Here is an 18,114-nt window from a genome sequence, read left to right on the forward strand (position 1 = left end):
GGGGTGGGGTGCTGAGGGGCTGTGGACAACCCCGAGCTGTGGAAACAGCTTGGGTCGTCGGCGCCGCCGCCACCAGCGGTTTTGCCGTGACCACCCGCGGACGTCGCCCCGGAGGGCTTCGCGTTCTGGCCGCGCCGGCGGCCTGCGGAGCCCGCAGGGGTCCCGGCGGGAGCGACGGTCCGCACCCCAGCGGACGCACGACAAAAAGATCTTGAACTGGATCTTGATCCGGTCCTGATGAGAAACCCGTCCCCGAGGAAAGGAATCACCATGCCCAGCATCCCCCGGCTGGTCGCACCCGTGGCGCTCGCCGCCACCGCGCTCGCCCTGCTGACCGGTCCGGCCCAGGCCGCCGGCACCGCCGCCGCCACCGCGCTGGCCGCGAACCAGGCCAGCCACGACAGCGCCGCCGACCGCGTCTGGAACGAGGCGGACGTCGCCGCGGTCACGCTCACCGGCAGCAGCGCGACGACGACCAGTTCCGGCGTGACCGTCTCCGGCAGCACGGTGACGGTGACCGCGGCCGGCACGTACCGGTTCTCCGGCACGCTGACCAGCGGCCAGATCGTGGTCAACAGCACCGGCACCGGCATCGTCCGGATCCTGCTCAACGGGGTCACCGTGACCAACACGGCGGCGGCGATCACCATCGTCGCGGCCGACGAGGCCCTGGTGTACCTGCAGGCCGGCACGACCAACCGGCTCACCTCGTCGACCGGGAACGCCCTCGACGCGGCCGCCGACCTGACCATCGATGGCACCGGCTCGCTGAACCTGACCGCGACCGCCGCCGACGGCGTCAACACCGCCGACGGCCTGGTCGTCGACGCCGGGACGATCACCGTGACGGCCGGCGACGACGCCCTGCGGGGCAAGGACTACCTGATCGTCAACGGTGGCACGATCACCGCGACGGCCGGTGGCGACGGCTTGAAATCGGACAACGCCGAGGACACCACCCGCGGCTACGTCTATGTCGGCGGCGGCTCGGCGAACATCACCGCGACCGGTGACGCGGTCACCGGGCAGACCGACGTGCTGCTGGCCGGCGGCGCGCTCACCCTGAAGTCCGGCGGCGGCAGCACCGTCACTCCGGGCGAGACCTCGGCGAAGGGCCTCAAGGCCGGGGTGCTGGTGGCGATCAGCGGCGGCACCGCGGGCGTGAACGCCTCCGACGACGGGGTGCACTCGGACGCCACGGTCACCGTCGACGGTGGCACGACCACGGTCGCGACGGCCGACGACGGGGTCCACGCCGAGGGAACGGTCACGGTCAGCGCGGGCACGGTCAACGTCACCAAATCGTACGAGGGTGTCGAGGGCCTGAAGGTCTACGTGACCGGCGGCAGCGTCAGCACGACCGCATCGGACGACGCGTTCAACGCCTCCGACCCGACCTACGGCGAGATGCAGAACTCCCCGAACGCCCTGATCTCGATCACCGGCGGCACGGTCGTGGTGAGTGGCGGCACCGACGGGCTCGACTCGAACGGCGCGTTGAGCATCGGTGGCGGCACCGTGGTGGTCAGCGGCTCGGCCACCCGTGGTGGCGGTGAGGGCGGCCTCGACTCCAACGGCGCGCTCACCATCACCGGCGGCACCCTGGTCTCGTCCGGGATCAGCGCCAGCACCAGCACGCTGCCCACCTCGGGGCAGGGCTGGGTGTCGTACACGTTCAGCGCGAACCAGGCGGCCGGCACCGTGGTGCACCTGGCCACCACGTCCGGCACGCAGCTCGCGGCGTACCAGTCGACGAAGGCGTTCAAGCAGGTGATCTTCTCGCTGAGCGGGGTGACGCGGGGGACGACGTACGCGATCCGGACCGGTGGCACGGTCTCCGGCACCGCGGTCGGCGGCGGCTACTACACCGGCGGCACGCTCTCCGGCACCCAGGTCGCCACGGTGACCGCGGGTACCCGGTGACCGTCGGTACCCGGTTCGGAAACCGTCCGTGACCTGCGGGTGGTTCCGGTAGTGGCCGGGGCCACCCGCCCTCTCCTGATGTGACGGCCTTCGATACATTCGACGCGCATCGGACAGGGGAGGGCACTGAACGTGACCGGCACGGGGGCTGAATCCGGCGGTAGCGCGACACCGGACCCCACTTCGCAGCCATCGATCAATCCGCTACCGGATCCGACGTTCGCGGCGCCTGCCTGGCCGGTGCCGCCGGTGCCGCCGGTGTCCGAGTGGGCGCGGCCACCTGAGGGCCCGGCACAGCCGGCGTACCCGTTCCCGCAGCCGCCCCCGCCGGCGGCCTACCCGCCGCCCGGCTATCACGCCGCACCCGCGTGGCCGCAGCCCGGGACCGCGCCCGCCGCACCCGCCTGGCCGCCGCCCGGCGCTCCGCCCGCCGCACCGGCCGGGGTGCGCACCGGCGTGATCCTCGCCGTGATCATGGCGATCGCCGTGGTCGCCGTCGGCGGCCTGTACGCCACCTCGCGCGGCCAGGACGACCCACCGCCGATCGCGAACCTGCCGTTCAGTCTCCCGTCCGGCTTCCCGACGTTCCCCAGCCTCCCGGCCCTCCCGACCGAGACCCCGGGTGTCCCGGGGGTCAGCGAGCCCTCGGTCGACGAGGGCCCGCAGGCCAGCACGTTCCCGGCCGGGGACATCGACGACCTGGACCGGGTCTGCGACGAGAACGTCTACTACCCCGCATCGCCGAAGCGGACCGGCAAGGCCCCGCACCCGGTGGTCGTGCTGAAGAAGGACAGCCCGGACGACGTGCGCTTCCAGGACCGGGTCTACTACTTCCGGGACGAGGGCACCACCAAGGCGCAGGAGCGGATCTGGGGCTCCGACGACCCGGCGAAGGTGCAGCTCGTCGCGTGCACCGACCGTGCCGCCGTCGGCACGAAGATCCGCAACTGCAAGTACGACGACCCGGAGCCGGACACCCTCGCGCTGTACCGGGCCACCTGGCGTCTGCGGATCTACGAGGTGGCCACGCACCGCCTGCTGCTGGACAAGAAACTGCCCGGTGACGAGCAGACCTGCCCGTCCTCGGTGCTGGTCGGGCCGGACAAGAAGATCTATGCGACAGCCGGTGACCGGGCGGTGCTCGCCCAGCTCCGGAAGTTCGTCACCAAGTAACAGCAGTGACCTGCCCGCCACCGGGCCGTTGGTCCCACCGTGATGAACGGCGATCGGTGGCGGGGATGGTCCGGGATGTTCAGTCGGGTGAACAAGCCGCCGGCCCCGGTCCCGGCGCCCCGGGCGGCGCCCCGGGTGATCGACGCGCTGGCCGGTGACCTGGTCGAACGCGTCGAGCTGCAGGCCCGCCTGTGCGACCTGCTGCTCGCCGGGGACGCCGGCCTGCACGGCCCCGGCGGCGTCGGCAAGACCACGCTCGCCGAGCAGGTCGCCCGGCTCCCGCGGGTGCGGGCGCAGGTTCCCGGCGGCCTGCTCCGGGTGAGCGTCGGCCAGCGGACCACCGGCCCGGCCCTGGCGGACCTGCTCGGTGACCTGATCGAGCAGCTCACCGGGGAACGGCCCGCCACGGTCAGCCCGGCCCAGGCCGGTCGGCGGCTCGGGACCGCGTTGGATCAGCGTCCGCCGGTCCTGCTGGTGATCGACGACGTGTGGACCCGGGAGCAGCTGGAACCGTTCCTGATCGGTGGCACGACCGCCCGGCGGCTGATCGTCACCCGGGTCCGCGACCTGCTCCCGGCGGACCTCCCGCGGCTCGCCGTCAACGAGATGACCCCCGGCGAGGCGACCGCGCTGCTGACCGGGGGCCTGAGCGCGCTGTCCGGCCCGGTCCGCGCCGCGCTGCTCGCGCGGACCGGGCGGTGGCCGCTGCTGACCGCCGTGGTCAACGGGGTGCTGCGGCAGCGCCCGCAGGCGTCCGAGCTGCTCGACCGGTTCGGCGCGGAACCGGCGGTGGCGCTGGACCTGGCCGTGCCGGGGGAGCGGGACCGGGCCGTCGACCGGGTGGTGCGGGCCGCTTTGGACCTGCTCCCGGAGGCGGACCGGCACCGCTACCTGGAGCTGGGTGTCTTCCCGGCCGGCGGGTCCGTCCCGGACCGGATCGTCGACCTGCTGTGGTCCGGGACCGGCGGGTTGTCGTCGGGCGAGGCCGCCCTTCTGCGTACGACACTGGCCCGGCTCCGGCTGGTGGAACCGGGCGACGGCGGGGTGTGCCTGCACGACGTGCTCCGGACGTACCTCCGCGAACGCCTCCCGGAGCCCGAGCTCGCGCGAGTGAACCGCCGCCTGGTGGAGCTGGCCCGCCCGCGCAGCGGCGGTCCGTGGCCGGCGCTGCCGCGAGCGGACCGCTACCTGTGGCGGCACCTGGGCTTCCACCTGCGCGAAGCCCGCTGGTGGGACGAGCTGTTCGCGGTCGTGACCGATCTGGATCGGCTGGCCGTGGCGATCCCGCTGGTCGGCGTGGCGGCCGTGGTGGCCGATCTGGATCGCCTGCCGGATCAGCGCGCGTCGGCGTTGCGCGCCCGGTTGTCCCGCGGCGCCGGCCTGCTCCGGCCGATCCGCCCGGCCGCCGCCTTCGCCGATGTGCTGATCGCCCGTCTGGCCGGCGCGCCCGAGGTGGCCGCCGAGGTCGCCGCGTTCGCCGCCGGGCAGCGCGGCCGGGCCGGGCTGACCGCGCGCTGGCCGCTTCCGGACGCCGGGCCGGAGAGCCTGACCCGGGTGATCACCGGTGGCGACGGGTGGCTGGACTGCGCCGTGACGTCCGCGCGGGGCTGGATCGCCAGCGGGGGCGAGACCGGCGCGGTGAGCCTGCACGACGCGGCCACCGGCGCCCTGCTGGGCCGGCTCCTCGGGCACACCGCGGGGGTGAAGGCCCTGGTGGTGACGCGGAACGGCGAGGGCCTGGTGTCGGCCGGCGCGGACCGGACGCTGCGCCGCTGGGACGTGGCCCGGCTGTGCCCGGAGCGGATCCTGTGGACCGCGCCGGGCGAGATCCTCGGCTGTGCCGCGTCGCCCGGCGGCGAGCGGGTCGCGGCGGTCGACAGCCGGGGCGAGCTGGCCGTTTTTGAACGTGGGGAGCGGATCTTCGCCCGCCGGGAGCCGGAGAAGCTCGTCGCGTGCGCGTTCCTCGGTGAGGACGTGGTGTTCACGGTGACGTCGGGCGGCGCGGTCGTCCGGCACGACCTGCGCACCGGGACGGCGGCGCCGGTGCCGGCCGGGTCGCCGCGGGAGTCGGTCACCGCGTTCACCGCGGACCCGGGCGGCGCGTGGCTGGCCGTCGGCCGGGCGGACGGCGGGATCGAGGTGCACCCGCGGGACGGCGGGACCACGGCCGTCGCGCTGGTGGGGCACCGTGGCTGCGTGAGCACGCTGGCCGCCTTCGGCGACCAGATCATCTCGGGCGGGGAGGACGGGACGGTCCGGGTCTGGGATCGGTACGGCGGTGAAGTCGCGGTCGTGCGCGCCCACCCGGGCTGGGTGACGTCGTGTGTGGTCGCCGCGGACCGGCGCACCCTGATCACCACCGGGAGTGACGCGTCGATCCGGATCTGGGACGTGCCGCGGCTGGCCCAGGAGACGGTGGCCGGGCCGATCACCTGGGTGACCAGTTGCGCGGTCGCCCCGTCCGGTGGCGAGGTGGTGACCGGCGAACGGGACGGCGCGGTGCGGGTGTGGCGCACCGCGGATGCGGTCGCGGCGCCGATCTGGCGCGGGTCCGAGCCGGTGACCCGCTGCGGGTTCGGCCCGGGTGGCGCGTGGGTGACGGCGGTCTGCGGTGACCGGCTGGTGCTCCTGCGGCGGGACCCGGACGGCGAGTGGGTGGCCGGGGAGCTGCCCGGGACGTCCGGCGGGGTGGCCGCCCCGGACCAGGACCTGCTCGCGGCCTGGGGTCCGGACGGGGTGCTGTCGGTGCGTCCCGTCTCGTCGGTCTTCGCGCCCGGGCCCGCTGCGGAGTCGGCCGCCGGCAGCCTGCTCCCCGGGGCGTTCGTCGCGGGCGCGGAGGTGTTCCGGCAGGCGATGGGCCGTCCGGTCCGGACCGCGGCGTTCCTGCCCGGGCATCGGCTGATCGTCGCCGACGACACCGGAGCGCTGACGGTCTGGCGCTACCGGGCCGGCCGGATCCGATCAGTTCCCGGCCGCGCCGGTGCCGCCCCGGGTGAGGTCCGGGCGATCCAGGTGGCCGGGGATCGGGTCGTGGTGGTCGATCCGTTCGGCGTCGCGCTCTACACGGTCCGCGGTCTGCGTCTGGCCGGTGCGGCTGAGTTCGGCGACGGCCCGGTGACCGACGCCGCGGTCTCCTCCGACGGGCAGTGGCTGGCGACCACCGACGCCGACGGTGAACTGCGGATCTGGCCGTTGACCGCTGTCGACGCCGGGTTCGAGCCGGTCGCGGCGATGCGGGTGGACGGCGCTCTCGTCGGCTGCGCCTGGGCCCCCGGCAGCCTCGACCTCTACGCGGCCGGCCGGCGCGGCACCTACGCGTTCACCTTCCGCACGCCACGCCCGGCACCGCAGCCGGCCACCGGTCCGCGGCCCGCCGGGCGACCGTGGGCACCGCGCCTCCGGCCAGTGCGCTGACCAGCGCTACCGTGCGCACCGCGGCCTGGGCAGCGTGATCGTGGGCAGCGCGGCCTGGGCAGCGCGACCGTGCGCACCGCGGCTCTGGCCGGCGCGACCGTTGGCAGCGCGGCCCTGGCCGGCCCGCGGACCAGCCCGACCGCCGTCACGTGGCCACGGCCAGGCCGCGCGTCCCGGCGGCGCCGAGCAGGCGGGCGGGCCGCAGCCGGTCTGCCGCGCCGTCAGGCGGTCAGTTCGGCCAGGGCCGCGTCGAAGATCTCGTGGTGGCGGGCCACGTCGTCGAGGGTCGTCTCCGGGCACATCAGCGCCATGTTGTGGAACGGTGTCAGGAGCACGCCACGGTTGGCCAGATAGACGTGCAGGAAGTCCTCCAGCTCGCCGTCACCGCCGGCCGCCGACTCGGTGCCGTTGCGGGGAGCCGGGTCGGCGAACCGGTATTCCACCCGAGCGCCGAGGCGGCTCACCGACCACGGAACGCCGTACGTTGAAATGATCTTCTGAATGCCGTCGGCGAACGCCGACGCCGTCGTCAGCATGGTGGCGAACGCGCCCTCGGTGAGCACCTCCTCCAGGGTCGCGCGGGTCGCGGCCATCGACACCGGGTTGCCGGCGAGCGTGCCGCCGACGCCGCCCATGTCGATCAGGTCGAGGTCGGCGCGCCCGAGGATCGCGTCGGCGAGCTCGGCGGAGAGCCCGTACGCCCCGACCGGGATGCCGCCGCCGATCGCCTTGCCGATGGTCAGCACGTCCGGCGAGAGATCCCAGGCCCTGGTCGCCCCGCCCGGCCCGGCCGAGAACGTGTGGGTCTCGTCGTTGATCAGGTAGGTGCCGTACTTCCTGGTCAGCTCGCGGACGCCGGCCAGATAACCCGGCTCGGGCAGCACGATCCCGATGTTGGTGAGCGCCGGCTCCATCAGCACCGCGGCCACGTCGCCGTGCGCCAGCTCGCGCTCCAGCCCGGCCAGGTCGTTGAACTCGGCGACCCGGCTGGTCTCGGTCACGTCGACCGGCGCGCCGACGTTGCCCTCGCGGCTCTGCCCGCGCCCGTCCGGACCGACAACGATCAGCGACTCGTCGACCGAGCCGTGATAGCAGTAGCTGTTGACCAGGATCTTCGGCCGGCCGGTGACCGCGCGCAGCAGCCGGATCGCCCACCGGTTCGCGTCGGTCGCGGTCAGCGCGAAACTCCAGAACGGCAGCCCGAACCGGCCGGCCAGCTCGGCGCCGACCGCCGCGGCGTCCTCGGTCGGCAGCATCGTGGCAGCGCCGCCCAGCTCGCCGAGCCGCCGGGTGACCGCGGCGACCACCGGTGCCGGCGAGTGCCCGGCCATCGCGCCGGTGTCACCGAGGCAGAAATCGAGGAACTCGTTGCCGTCGATATCGGTCAGCCGGTTGCCCCGGGCGGTCTTCAGGTAGACCGGGAACCCGGCCGCGTTCTTGTTCATCCACGTCATCGGGACCCGGCCGAAAAGATGATCGGCCCGGCCGTAGGCGGCCGCGGACCGGGGATGCCGTGCGGCGAAGGCGGCTCGCTCACGCTCGGCGAGCTGCTGAAGAAGTAGGCGGTCAACCCCGGAATCCGTCGGCATGGAGCGAAGTTATCAGGGATTCCACGGCTTCGAATCAGACCCAGGTCTGATTTCCGCAAGAACTCCGTAGTGATCGGAGAGGTAGCCCGACCGCCCGCCGGCCAGCGCCATCCGATCCTGCAGGATCAGGTCGGCCCGCGCGGTGACACCCCGGGTCAGCACGTGATCAAAAGCGGGCGGATGGGGCCACTGCGGCGTCGGCCGACAGGTCGGCCGGGCGTCGCCGGCCATCGCGTCGGTGAGCCCGGCCCGCACCCGGAACTCCTCGAGGGCCGCGCTGCCCCGGGGCAGGTTCAGATCCCCGGTGACCACCACCGGCCGCTCCAGATCGACATCGGCCAGCAACCGGGCCACGACGTCCAGCTCGGCGCGCTCGACGACGGTGTAGCGGTTGCCCGGCGACCAGTCGTCGTCCCGGTTCGCCGACAGGTGGGTGTTCACCACGACGAGGTCGCCGATCTCGGCGATCAGCGCGCCCTTGCGCATCAGGAACTCCGGCCGCAACGGCCCGGCCAGGGGAAACCGCACGAACCTCCACCGCGTGACCGGTCGACGGGAAAGAAGGACAAGACCCCCTTTCAGTACGACCGAGCCCGCGTACGCCATGTGCGCAAAGCCCTGCCGGAGCAGTCGCACGTGCGCGCGGTACATCACCTCCTGCAGGCAGACGATGTCGACATCGGACTCCCGCAGGACGTGGCCGAGCGCCCGCAGCCGCGGCCGGACGTCCCCGGTGAACAGGGCGTTGAACGTCAGCAGGCGCATCCGGCGAGGCTAACCGGTCACTTCCCGGCCGCCTTCAACACCGTGACCGCCCCGTCCCGGCCCGCGGTCACGTACAGCCGCAGCCCGTCCGGGGAGAGCCCCACCACCCGTGGACTGTCGCCCACCTTGACCGTGGCGGCCACCTGCTTCTTCTTCAGGTCCAGCACGGAGAGCGTGTCCGAACCCTCGTTCACCACGTACGCATGGACGCCGTCCGCGGACACCAGCACCGCCTGCGGCAGCTTGCCCACCTCGTAGCGCTTCGTCAGTGTGAGGGTCTTGGTGTCGTAGGTCTCCACGGTGTTCACGTCGTAGTTGGTGACCACCACGGTCCCGCCGTCCGGTGTGACCGCCACGCTGTGCGGCGACTTGCCGACCGCGATGTTGGACAGCACCTTCAGGCTCTTCGTGTCGATCACGGAGAGCTTGTTGGACTCGTGATCCGACGTGTACGCCCGGGAGCCGTCCGGCGCGAAGTCCACCCAGTGCGGGTTCGGCGGCACACTGATCTGCGACAGTTTGGCCAGCGTGCCGCCGTCGTAGATCTCCACCCGCGCGCCGTTGTGGATCGGCAGCCAGACCCGCCCGTCCGGCGCGACACCGGGCTCGAACGGCCGCGGCCCGGTCGCCACCGACGTGATCACACTGCGTTTCGCGGTGTCGATGACGGTCATCCCGTTGGCGCTGAAGTCGTCCTCGAACATCGACGCGTACAGCTTCCCGCCGTCCTTCGACAGCGCCAGGAACCGCGGGGTGTTCGGCACGTCGACCGAGCTGGTCTTCTTGCTGCTCGCGTCGACGAAGAAGACCTTCTTGGCGCCCTGATCGGCGACGTAGACCGTCTTGTTGTCCGGCGAGACCACCACACCCTCCGGCTCCCGCCCGACCCCCTTGATCGTGTCCAGCACGACCGGCGTCGCGAGGCTGACCGGCGCCGGCGCCGCGGCCGCCTCCGACTCACCCGGCACGGCCGGCTGCGAGGGTGCGGTGGACGGCGCGCCTCCGGTCTGCTGCGGGGCCGCCGTCGTCGGCGCGGCGCTCGGCTTGTCCTTTCCGGACACGTACCGAATCCCCAGATAGGCCCCCGCGGCCAGGAGCAGCGCCAGCAGCAGCACCCCGGCGACCCTGAGGCGCCGCCGGCCCGTCGGCGGATTTTCGGTGTACGACCCGTCGCCGCCCGCGGGCGGGACGCCGTCCGGCTGCTGCCAGCTCGGCGAGTTCGGCCACCCGGCCGGTGACGTGGGCCAGGAGGTGCCGGCCCCGGACGCCTGACCCAGGGGAGTGCCGGTTCCGGGCGTCTGCGGCCATCCGCCCGCCGCTGCCGCGGTCGTCGTCTCGTCCCATCCGCCGCCTCGTCCTCCCGTGCCGGCGAGCCCGCCGCCCTGTCCGCCGCCGGCAGGCTGGCGGGTCGGATCGGCGCTGCTGGGGGTGGCCGGCCATCCGGTGCCGGCGGCCGGCCCTGGCCATCCGCCCGCACCGCCCGGTGTCGCCGGCCAGCCGGCACCGCCCGGCGTTCCGGCCAGCCCGCCGCCGGCAGCCTGAGTCCAGTCGTCCGGACCGCCCCAGCCGGTCTGCCCCGGCGGCGTCCCGGCCAGCCCACCGCCGCTGGTCGGTGTGCCTGCCACTCCGCCGCCCGGTGTTCCGGCAAGGCCACCACCGCTCGGTGAGCTGGCAAAGCCGCTGCTCGCTGAGGTGCCGTGAGTCGTCGCCTCGTCCGGTGTCGGCTGCGCCGACTGCGGCCAGCCGGCGGCCGCGGCTGCCGCGGAACCGGCCTCCCACGGAAGCCCTTGCTGAGCCCCACGCCCGGCCTGGACCGGGGCGGCTCCCGCGGTGTCGGCCCCGGCAGCTTGCCGCTCCGGCGGTGCGGCGTCACGCGCGGCAGGTTGCGCCGGCCATCCATTACCGGGCTGCGTCCGGTCGGTCGAACCCACGGTTCCAGCACCGGGCCATGGCACTGCCGGACTTCCCGAGACCGGCGTGTCCGCCCCGCCCTGCGGGCTGGGCCAGGTGCCGGTGGGGCTGCCGGACGTCGGCGTCGCGGCCTGGGTGCTCGGCCACGTTTCGGCCGGGCTGCCGGAGGCCGGTGCGTCGGTGCTGGTGCGGGGACTGGGCCAGGAGGCGGCGATCGGAGCGTTGCCGGAGACCGGGCCGGGCGGTGCCGGTTCGCTGCCGGGGTCGGCGATGCCGCTGGTGTCCGCCTCGTTCGCGCCGGAGGTGTGCGGCGCCGTGCCGGGCTCGGCGCTTGCCGGGGTGCCAGGGCGGTGCGGGTCTGCGGCTTCGGGCTCCGGCGCCGGCTGACTCAGCCAGCCGCCCACGAATCCGCCGGCGAACCCGGCGGCCGCGGCACCTGCCGCAGTGGCGGAACTGGCCCGGCCATCGTCGTCGCGGGGCGGGTTTCCGCTGGTCTCGTCGGTTTCAGCGGCGCTTTCCGGTCCAGGCCGTGCGGGTACGGCGCCGTTGCTCTCAGGGTGATTGGTCATGATGTCCTGGGGGGATTCGGTGTCGGAGGTAGCGGCAGGCTCGATGCTGTCCGGGGTCGTGCCGGCCGCGCTTGCGGAGGGATCATCGGTTGTTGCGGGTTCCTCGCTGTCCGCCCTCGCGGGCGGCTCGTCGGCCGCGGCCGGGCCCTCGTCGTCCGCTGAGTCGGCATTGCCGTCCGGGCTTGCCTGCCCCGCCCGCAGGTCGCCGCCGGCGGTGATCGGCGCCGTTGCGGGGGCGTCGTGAGCCTCGGCTTCGTCGGCATCGGTGACGGCGGGGGACTCCGGATGTTCGGCTAGGGACGCCGAGCTGGCGTGCCAGGACTGAGAGTCGCTGCCGGAAGCCGCTCGTTGCGCGTCCGGCTCGGCGCCGGACGTGGATCGCTCGTCCTCGAGACCGGGGGATTCCGTGGACGGTCCGCCCGACGAGGCGTCGGACCAGGCCGGTGTGGCATCCGACCAGGTCGGCGTTTCCTCGGGCTGGCGTTCCTCACCCTGGTAGCCGACTCCGCTCTCGGCCTGGTCGCTGACGGCAGGGCCGTTGGCCGGTTCGGCCGGATTGTCGATCTTGGCAGGGCCGTGTGCTCCTGCCAGGTTGTCGGTTCCGGCCGGGCCGATGGCGCCGGTCGGCTCATCGATTTCGGACAGGCCGATGACATCGGTCGGCTCATCGATTTCGGACAGACCGTGGTCGCTGGGCAGGTTCGTCTCGGTCGGGATCGAGGTGACGGCCCCGGTGACGGGTTCCGCGTCGGTGCCGGCCTCGCCCCAGCTGTGGTCATCCGCGGTTTCGGGCGCGCGCGGCGGTGTGGGTTCGATGGCCGGCGCGCTCGCCAAGACCTCGGAGGAGCTGGGCCACAGGCCGGGATTCTCCGCGCGGGCAGACGGCTCTGCGGGCGAACCGGGCCAGATATCCGCCGGCCGAGTCCCCGCCGCCTCGGCCGCTGCCGCCTCGTCCGCCGCAGGCGCGGACAATGCAGACTCCACCATCGTCGGCTCGGTCGCTCCAGGCACGGTTGCTACCGACTCGGGCGCTCTCGCTGCGGGATCCGCGGGCTGGGGTGTCGGCGGCTCGGTTGTCTCGCGTGATGCCGTGGGCGGCCGGTCGGCGGCCAGGTCCGTCGCAGAGTCCGAGCGTGGACCGCTCGACTGGGACGGCACCACGCTGTCTGCGTCAGCCGGGACCTCCAGCCGGATCTCGGCAGTCTGCTCCGTGCTGGCCTCAGGTGCTCCACCGACAACAGGATGTCCGGAGACCGGGCGAGAGGCACCCAAGCCGGCTGGATCCCGTTGCTGCGGAATCGGGCCGTTGGCGTCGCGGCCGGGCGTGTCCTGGTGTTGCGGATCCGAACCGTCAGGCGCGCGGCCGATCGTCTCCTGATGCTGCGGGATCAAGCTGGCAGCGGCATAACCGCCCGCGGCCCGGTGCTCGGGGAGCGTGCCGGCATCAGTTTCACCGGTCCGGACCTGGTGCTGGGGGATCGCATCGGCAGCAGTGCTGGTGGCGATCTGGGTGACATCCGGGTCGCTGGGATCGCGGCTCTGGAAGGCGCCGGCGGACGTGCTGCCGGACGTGTCCTGCTCCTGAACAGGTTCAGGGACGTTGCCGCTGGGGGCCGCCCTCTGGGCGGGGACTTCCGCGGCGGGCGAGGCCGAGCCGTGAACCGAGGATGCCGGTCCGGGCTGCTGGCTGGCCTCCGGAGAGGGCGCCCACCAGGTGCCGCTCGGCGGTGACAGGTCGTCGGTGGCGCCGCCGGACCAGGAATGGGGCGTCATGCCAGGCCGATGCGGTGCCCCTGACCAGGGGCCTTGCGGCGAAGACGCCGCCGGCTCCGTGTCGCCGGCCCGATGACCCGTCTCATCCCGCGCCGGAACGGCCGCGCTTTCCGGATGCCGGGCCGGCCCCTGGGTGCTGGGAGACACCGGATGGCTGGGAGTCCCCGGATGGCTGGGAGATATCGGATGGCCGTGAGGCGTCGGATCGGCGGGAGATATCGGATCGCCGGGCGGCATGGAGTTACCGGGAGGCATCTGGTTGGCAGAAGGCATCCGGGTGCCAGGCAGCGGCTGGGCACCGGGAGAAATTTGACTTGTGGCCGGGTCGCCTGATGCCAACGGCCTGGTCGCCTCGTCCTCCGGGTGCGCCCCGGGCCAGTTCCCGCCGGGCGGACGACGCTGCGCCGGAATGACTCCGGCCTGGTCGGACGTCTCCACGCCCCGGCCTGCCCCACCACCGGGCCGGCCGGCCGGGTTCTGCGCAGTCCACTGTGACTGGTCCGGCTGCCAGCCGGACGGAGTCGGCCAGGGGTCGACCGGTGGACCGGAAGCCGGCGCGGTCCACGTCGGTGCGTCCGGCCAGGGATCGATCGGTACGCCGAGCGGAGGCTGTCCCGGCCACTGCCCATCGGGCCCGCCGGAAGGCGGCGAGCCGTTCGGCGCCGACGGCGCCGAACCCGCCCGCGAACCTGCAGGCGGTCCGCCCGGCCAGGAACCAGGAGGCGGTCCACCCGGCCACGAACCGGCAGGCGGTCCGGAGGCAGGCTGATCCGGCCCCCAGCCGGCTGCTGGACCGGAAACCGGCCGACCCGCCTGCGGATCGAACGGTGCACCCGGCGGGGGCTGGTTCTGCCAGGCCGCCTGCTGCGCATCGGGCCACTGGGCGGCAGGTCCGCCAGCGTGTGGCGGGGCTGATGGCGGGCTGGTGGGCTGGTTCTGCCAGGGAACTCCCTCACCGGATGAGGGTTGTCCCGGCCATCGGCCGAAGGCTGTCCCCGGGTCGGGCTGGCCCTGCCCGGGAACAGCGCCGCCAGCTGCGGGCTGCCCCGCGGCTGACCCCTGAGCAGGCTGACCCGGTTGCGGGCCGCCGCGTCCACCGGAGGTCGGCCAGGGCGCGCCCTCACCGGACGCGGGCTGGCCAGTCCACGGGGCCTGCCCCGGTTGCGGTCCGGTGGGCACGCCCGGCTGCTGCGGCCACGGGACGCCGCCGGGCGCCGACGGGGCAGGCCACTGACCGGCGGGCGCGCCAGAGGTAGGCCAACCCTGCTGGCGGTCGAACGGCGAGCCAGAGCCCGGCTGCGCTTGCTGATAAGAGCCAGAGCCCGGCTGCGCCTGCTGATAACTGGACGGCGCACTCGAGGTCGGCTGATTCTGCCAGTTGCCGCCAGGGCCCGGTTGGCCCGGCCATTGGCCAGCGCCGCCGCCACCCTGAGGCGGTTGCGCTGGTTGCGGGCCATAGGACGGTCCGGGCCATTGGTCAGCGCCGCCACCCTGGGGCGGTTGTGCTGGTTGCGGGCCATAGGCCGCGCCGGACACCGGTTGTCCGGGCCATTGGTCATCGCCGCCGCCCTGAGGCGGTCCGTAGGCTGCGCCGGACACCGGCTGCCCAGGCCACTGACCAGCGCCCGCGCCACCCCGAGACGGTTGCGGTCGGTAAGCCGCGCCGGAAACCGGCTGGCCAGGCCACGGAGCGCTGCCGATCGCCGGCTGCGCGGGCCACCGCCCGCCCTCCACCGGCGGTCCGGGCTGTGCAGGCTGCTGCCCAGCCGCCGCCCCCGAAGCCGGATAGCCAGGAGGCAACGCCAACGGCGCCTGCCCGCCCCACGACGCCGCTGCGGGCTGGTCGCTCCAGGACCCCGGAGGCGCGGCGGCAGGCGGAGGGCCGGCCGGCAACGCCAACCGCGCCCCCGGCTCCGGCTCCGCGAGCGGCGACTCCGCCGGGGCGTCCTCCGACACCTCACCGGTGACCGCCAGCTGGGCGGAACCCGCCGGCCCGTCCAGGCCGACGACCCCGGCCAGGCGGCCCACGGTCGGGAACCACGAGATCCGGAGCAGCTCGCCCTCCATCCGGGCGTGCAGCCCCTCGCCCGACGTCGTCACCGTCGACGCCGCGAGCAGCGGCGGCCCGACGACCGGCACCCGTACCGTCAATTGCCTGGTGCCGGGGGCGACCTGGCCGAAGGAGAACGACGGTTCGGCGAGGCGGAGAGAGGTGCGCCGCAAGGCGGCGGAAGCGGCGGCGGCGACCCGGTCGTCGCCGGTGGCCATCCGGGTCAGAGCGGCGCGGGCCTGAGCGGCCCGGTGCAGGTCGGTGCCGGCCGCGGCCGCGGCCATGTCGGCGATCATGGCCATCCGGTCGCTGCCGGGCTTGCGGACCTTCGAGAGGTACGGCTGGCGGCCCGCCCCGAACACCCAGTTGCGGACGGAAGGATCACGTTCGCGCAGGTGGTCGACGGTCTCGTCGATGCCGGCGTAGCCGTCCCGGTCGCGGTCGGCGGTGCCGCCGCGGATGGTGTCGGCGAGCAGGCCGGCGAAGGTGGGTGGTTCCGGGCGGGCAGCCGCGGTGATCACCACCCGGCTGCGGCCGCCGGCGGAGCGCGCGGCGCGGAAATACGCGCCGGCGTCGACCGGGCCGCCGGTGCGCCCGTCCAGGACGATCAGGATCTGGCCGGCCTGGCTGCGGTGCATCAGCGCGTCGATCCGGGTCACGTCGACGGCGGTGTCGGCCGGGCGCTGCATGACGGTGTCCGGGGTGGCCAGGTAGAGGCCACCGCCGGGGCCGGAGAGCAGGATGCCGCGGAAGTAGACCAGCAGGCAGTCCTCACCCGTGCGCCCGTCGCAGAGCGTCTGCAGGCGTTGATAGGTGCCCCAGGTGTCCGGGTCCTGGAGGAACTCCACATCGAACCCGCCCAGCGCCGGATCGCCCAGGACGGCGGCGAGAGACCGCACGTCCGCGGACGGCACCGCATACCTGCGCAGGACGGGATCGTCGTGGTGTTCGACCGTCACCACAACCGCCAGCCGTCGCCCACTCATCGCATCACCCTCGGTCCATCCTGCGACCTTCAGGGCCGAGCCGGAACCCCTGGAAGATTACGAACTGTCCCGACGCGATGACCTTGAGTTGTTGATCTTTGTCGGTTTCCGGGCGTTGTGCGACGATCTAGCAGGTCCGACGTGGTCTTGCGCGGAGCATCCGAGGCAACAGCGGCGACGTGCCGTTTTCACCGGAGCGGGATGTCGGTCATCCGTCAGACCGCGCGGCGCACGGTCCGCTATGCAGATCAACACCACTTTCCGGTACGCGGGGAAAGCGCCCCGATCCGTGACCGGGGTGCCCACGGCTGATCGGTATCGGTCACACGGTGACGTCGAGAACGCGGCCGTGCGGCAGTTCCTTCTTCGGCTGGTCGGGGGCGACCGACTGCGCGGCGGCCCACACCGCGGCGGACGAGACGGTCTGCGTGTCGGTGACCGACTTCGCGGCGCCGAGCCGGGTGAGTTCGGCCTCCGCGGCGGCGACGGCGGCCTTGTCGGCGGCGATGGTCTGCGCGCTGGCCTGGACCGGGATCAGGTCGCCGGCGAGCTGGCGGCGGTGTGCCTGCAGCCGCGTCCAAGCCGCCTGGTGGTCGTAGGAAGGTGAGTCAACGGCGGTGATCGTGGCCATCGGGGTCTCCTCGGAAGAAACGAGCTGGCTACCGGACAGCCCCACACATCGGCGGTGCCGCTCCTGAGTTGCTACTTTTTCCGGCCGATTTCCGAGTGACCTAGGCGACAGCCGCACTGCCGATCGGGCGCGGCCCGGTGTCCGAACGGGCACCGGGCCGCAACCGTCAGTTGGTGGCGCCGTTCAGCTCACTGGCCTTCGCGGGCCAGCTGGTGAGGCTCGCCGAACCGCGCATACCGGCGGCGGCGATGGCCGCCTTCAGGTCGACCGCGTCCGCGGCGGCCAGCTTCTCGTACGTGGTGATGCCGGCCGCGGCGAGGGCCATCGCGACCTTCGGGCCGATGCCGGGGATCCGGGTCAGGTCGTCCGGCTCGTGCACGTCGGCCGGGATCGGCTCACCCGCGGCGTCCAGCTCGACCTCGACCGGCTCGGTGTCGACGATGATCGTCTCCACGGCCGGCTCGTCCTCGACGACGACCGGAGCGGCCGAGGTCGGCCCGGCGACGACGGCGTCCGGAACCGGCACCGCCACGACAGCGGCCGGAGCCGGCTGCGCGACGACGGCGACGGGCTCGGCCGCGACGACGGCCGGCTCGTCCACGGCGACCGGGGCGAGCGGCTCGATGATCGGCGACGCCTCCTCGGCGGCCTCGTCGACCGGCTCGTCGATGAACTCGCTGGTCTCGGTGACCTCGTCCGACGTGGCGGGAGCGATCGGGGCGGTGATCGCCTCGGCGCCGACCGGCGCGGACTCGCCGACCGGCTCGGCCACCGGCTCGGCGGCCGGCACCGGCTCCGGCGCCTCGACCGGCTCGGGTGCCTCGACCGGCTCCGCGACGGCGACCGGCACGGTGTCGGCGGACGACGAGTCGACAGTGGTGGCCGGCTCGTCGACGGCCGGGATCGGCTCGGTCGGCGCCTCGGCGACCGGCACGATGACGGCGGTCTCCTCGGCCGGCTCGTCCTTCACCGGCTCCGCGGCGACCGGCTCGATGACAGCGGTCTCGGCGGCGGGCTCGTCGGCCGTCTCGATGACGACGGTCTCGGCGGCGGGCTCGGTGACCGGCTCGATGATCGCGGTCTCGGCGGCCGCGTCGTCCTTCGACTCGGTCGCGGCGGCCGGCTCGACGACGGCCACCGGGGCGGCGGACGAGGCGGTGGTGTCGGTGGTGGCGGTCCGAGCAGCCCCGTCACGGCTTCCCCGGATGAACCATCCGGCTATCAGGCCGATGAGGAGCCCGGCTACGAGGGGGAGAATTGAGTCCATAACGGGCCTCCGGGCAGGAGATGAGGGTGCGTGTGGTAGCGCGCAGCTTCGCACATCACCTTC

At 73.7% G+C, this 18,114-nt stretch carries 9 protein-coding genes; 4 read left to right on the forward strand and 5 right to left on the reverse strand.

Translation table 11 applies throughout. The features are described 5' to 3' along the window. The first annotated feature begins 270 nt into the window (after nucleotides 1-270). From ADL15_RS32000 to ADL15_RS32010, 3 genes are all read left to right on the forward strand, one after another. A complete protein-coding gene (locus tag ADL15_RS32000; protein ID WP_067698971.1) occupies nucleotides 271-1,923 on the forward strand; it encodes a carbohydrate-binding domain-containing protein in 1,653 nt (550 codons plus the stop codon). 258 nt (nucleotides 1,924-2,181) lie between these two features. Further along, entirely contained in the window at nucleotides 2,182-3,096 is a 915-nt protein-coding gene (locus ADL15_RS32005; RefSeq protein WP_157441728.1) for a hypothetical protein, read from the forward strand. A gap of 87 nt (nucleotides 3,097-3,183) precedes the next feature. Beyond that, on the forward strand, nucleotides 3,184-6,510 hold the full coding sequence (locus tag ADL15_RS32010) for an NB-ARC domain-containing protein (protein ID WP_198171104.1): 3,327 nt from the start codon (nucleotides 3,184-3,186) through the stop codon (nucleotides 6,508-6,510). Between the two features lie 221 nt (nucleotides 6,511-6,731). Here the strand turns inward: ADL15_RS32010 and ADL15_RS32015 are convergent, their stop codons facing one another. Genes ADL15_RS32015 through ADL15_RS32025 form a run of 3 tightly spaced genes read right to left on the reverse strand, consistent with a single transcriptional unit; the run spans nucleotide 6,732 to nucleotide 12,178 of the window. After that, nucleotides 6,732-8,099, reverse strand: coding sequence for a transaminase (locus ADL15_RS32015; protein ID WP_067698975.1), 1,368 nt, complete (start codon nucleotides 8,097-8,099; stop codon nucleotides 6,732-6,734). A 12-nt stretch (nucleotides 8,100-8,111) separates the two neighbouring features. Beyond that, nucleotides 8,112-8,864, reverse strand: coding sequence for an endonuclease/exonuclease/phosphatase family protein (locus ADL15_RS32020; protein WP_067698976.1), 753 nt, complete (start codon nucleotides 8,862-8,864; stop codon nucleotides 8,112-8,114). A gap of 17 nt (nucleotides 8,865-8,881) precedes the next feature. Next, the gene (locus ADL15_RS32025; RefSeq protein ID WP_067698978.1) at nucleotides 8,882-12,178 is read right to left on the reverse strand and encodes a beta-propeller fold lactonase family protein; all 3,297 of its coding nucleotides are present in this window, start codon (nucleotides 12,176-12,178) and stop codon (nucleotides 8,882-8,884) included. A 3,012-nt stretch (nucleotides 12,179-15,190) separates the two neighbouring features. Here ADL15_RS32025 and ADL15_RS53360 point away from each other — a divergent pair. Further along, on the forward strand, nucleotides 15,191-16,234 hold the full coding sequence (locus ADL15_RS53360; RefSeq protein WP_157441729.1) for a hypothetical protein: 1,044 nt from the start codon (nucleotides 15,191-15,193) through the stop codon (nucleotides 16,232-16,234). Nucleotides 16,235-16,475: 241 nt separating this feature from the next. Here ADL15_RS53360 and ADL15_RS32040 read toward each other — a convergent pair whose 3' ends face one another. Continuing rightward, nucleotides 16,476-16,784 (reverse strand): hypothetical protein, encoded by a 309-nt coding sequence (locus ADL15_RS32040; RefSeq protein WP_067698985.1) that lies wholly within the window; start codon nucleotides 16,782-16,784, stop codon nucleotides 16,476-16,478. 166 nt (nucleotides 16,785-16,950) lie between these two features. Beyond that, on the reverse strand, nucleotides 16,951-18,051 hold the full coding sequence (locus tag ADL15_RS32045; protein ID WP_067698987.1) for a helix-hairpin-helix domain-containing protein: 1,101 nt from the start codon (nucleotides 18,049-18,051) through the stop codon (nucleotides 16,951-16,953). Nucleotides 18,052-18,114: the final 63 nt, after the last annotated feature.

This window comes from Actinoplanes awajinensis subsp. mycoplanecinus (assembly GCF_001509495.1).
Lineage (GTDB): Bacteria > Actinomycetota > Actinomycetes > Mycobacteriales > Micromonosporaceae > Actinoplanes > Actinoplanes palleronii.

What these genes read in the sequence shown, in the direction of transcription:
- ADL15_RS32000 (WP_067698971.1), top strand. Translation starts at nt 271, where the DNA reads ATGCCCAGCATCCCCCGGCTGGTCGCACCCGTGGCGCTCGCCGCCACC.
- ADL15_RS32045 (WP_067698987.1), bottom strand. Translation starts at nt 18,051, where the DNA reads ATGGACTCAATTCTCCCCCTCGTAGCCGGGCTCCTCATCGGCCTGATA.
- ADL15_RS32040 (WP_067698985.1), bottom strand. Translation starts at nt 16,784, where the DNA reads ATGGCCACGATCACCGCCGTTGACTCACCTTCCTACGACCACCAGGCG.
- ADL15_RS32020 (WP_067698976.1), bottom strand. Translation starts at nt 8,864, where the DNA reads ATGCGCCTGCTGACGTTCAACGCCCTGTTCACCGGGGACGTCCGGCCG.
- ADL15_RS32015 (WP_067698975.1), bottom strand. Translation starts at nt 8,099, where the DNA reads ATGCCGACGGATTCCGGGGTTGACCGCCTACTTCTTCAGCAGCTCGCC.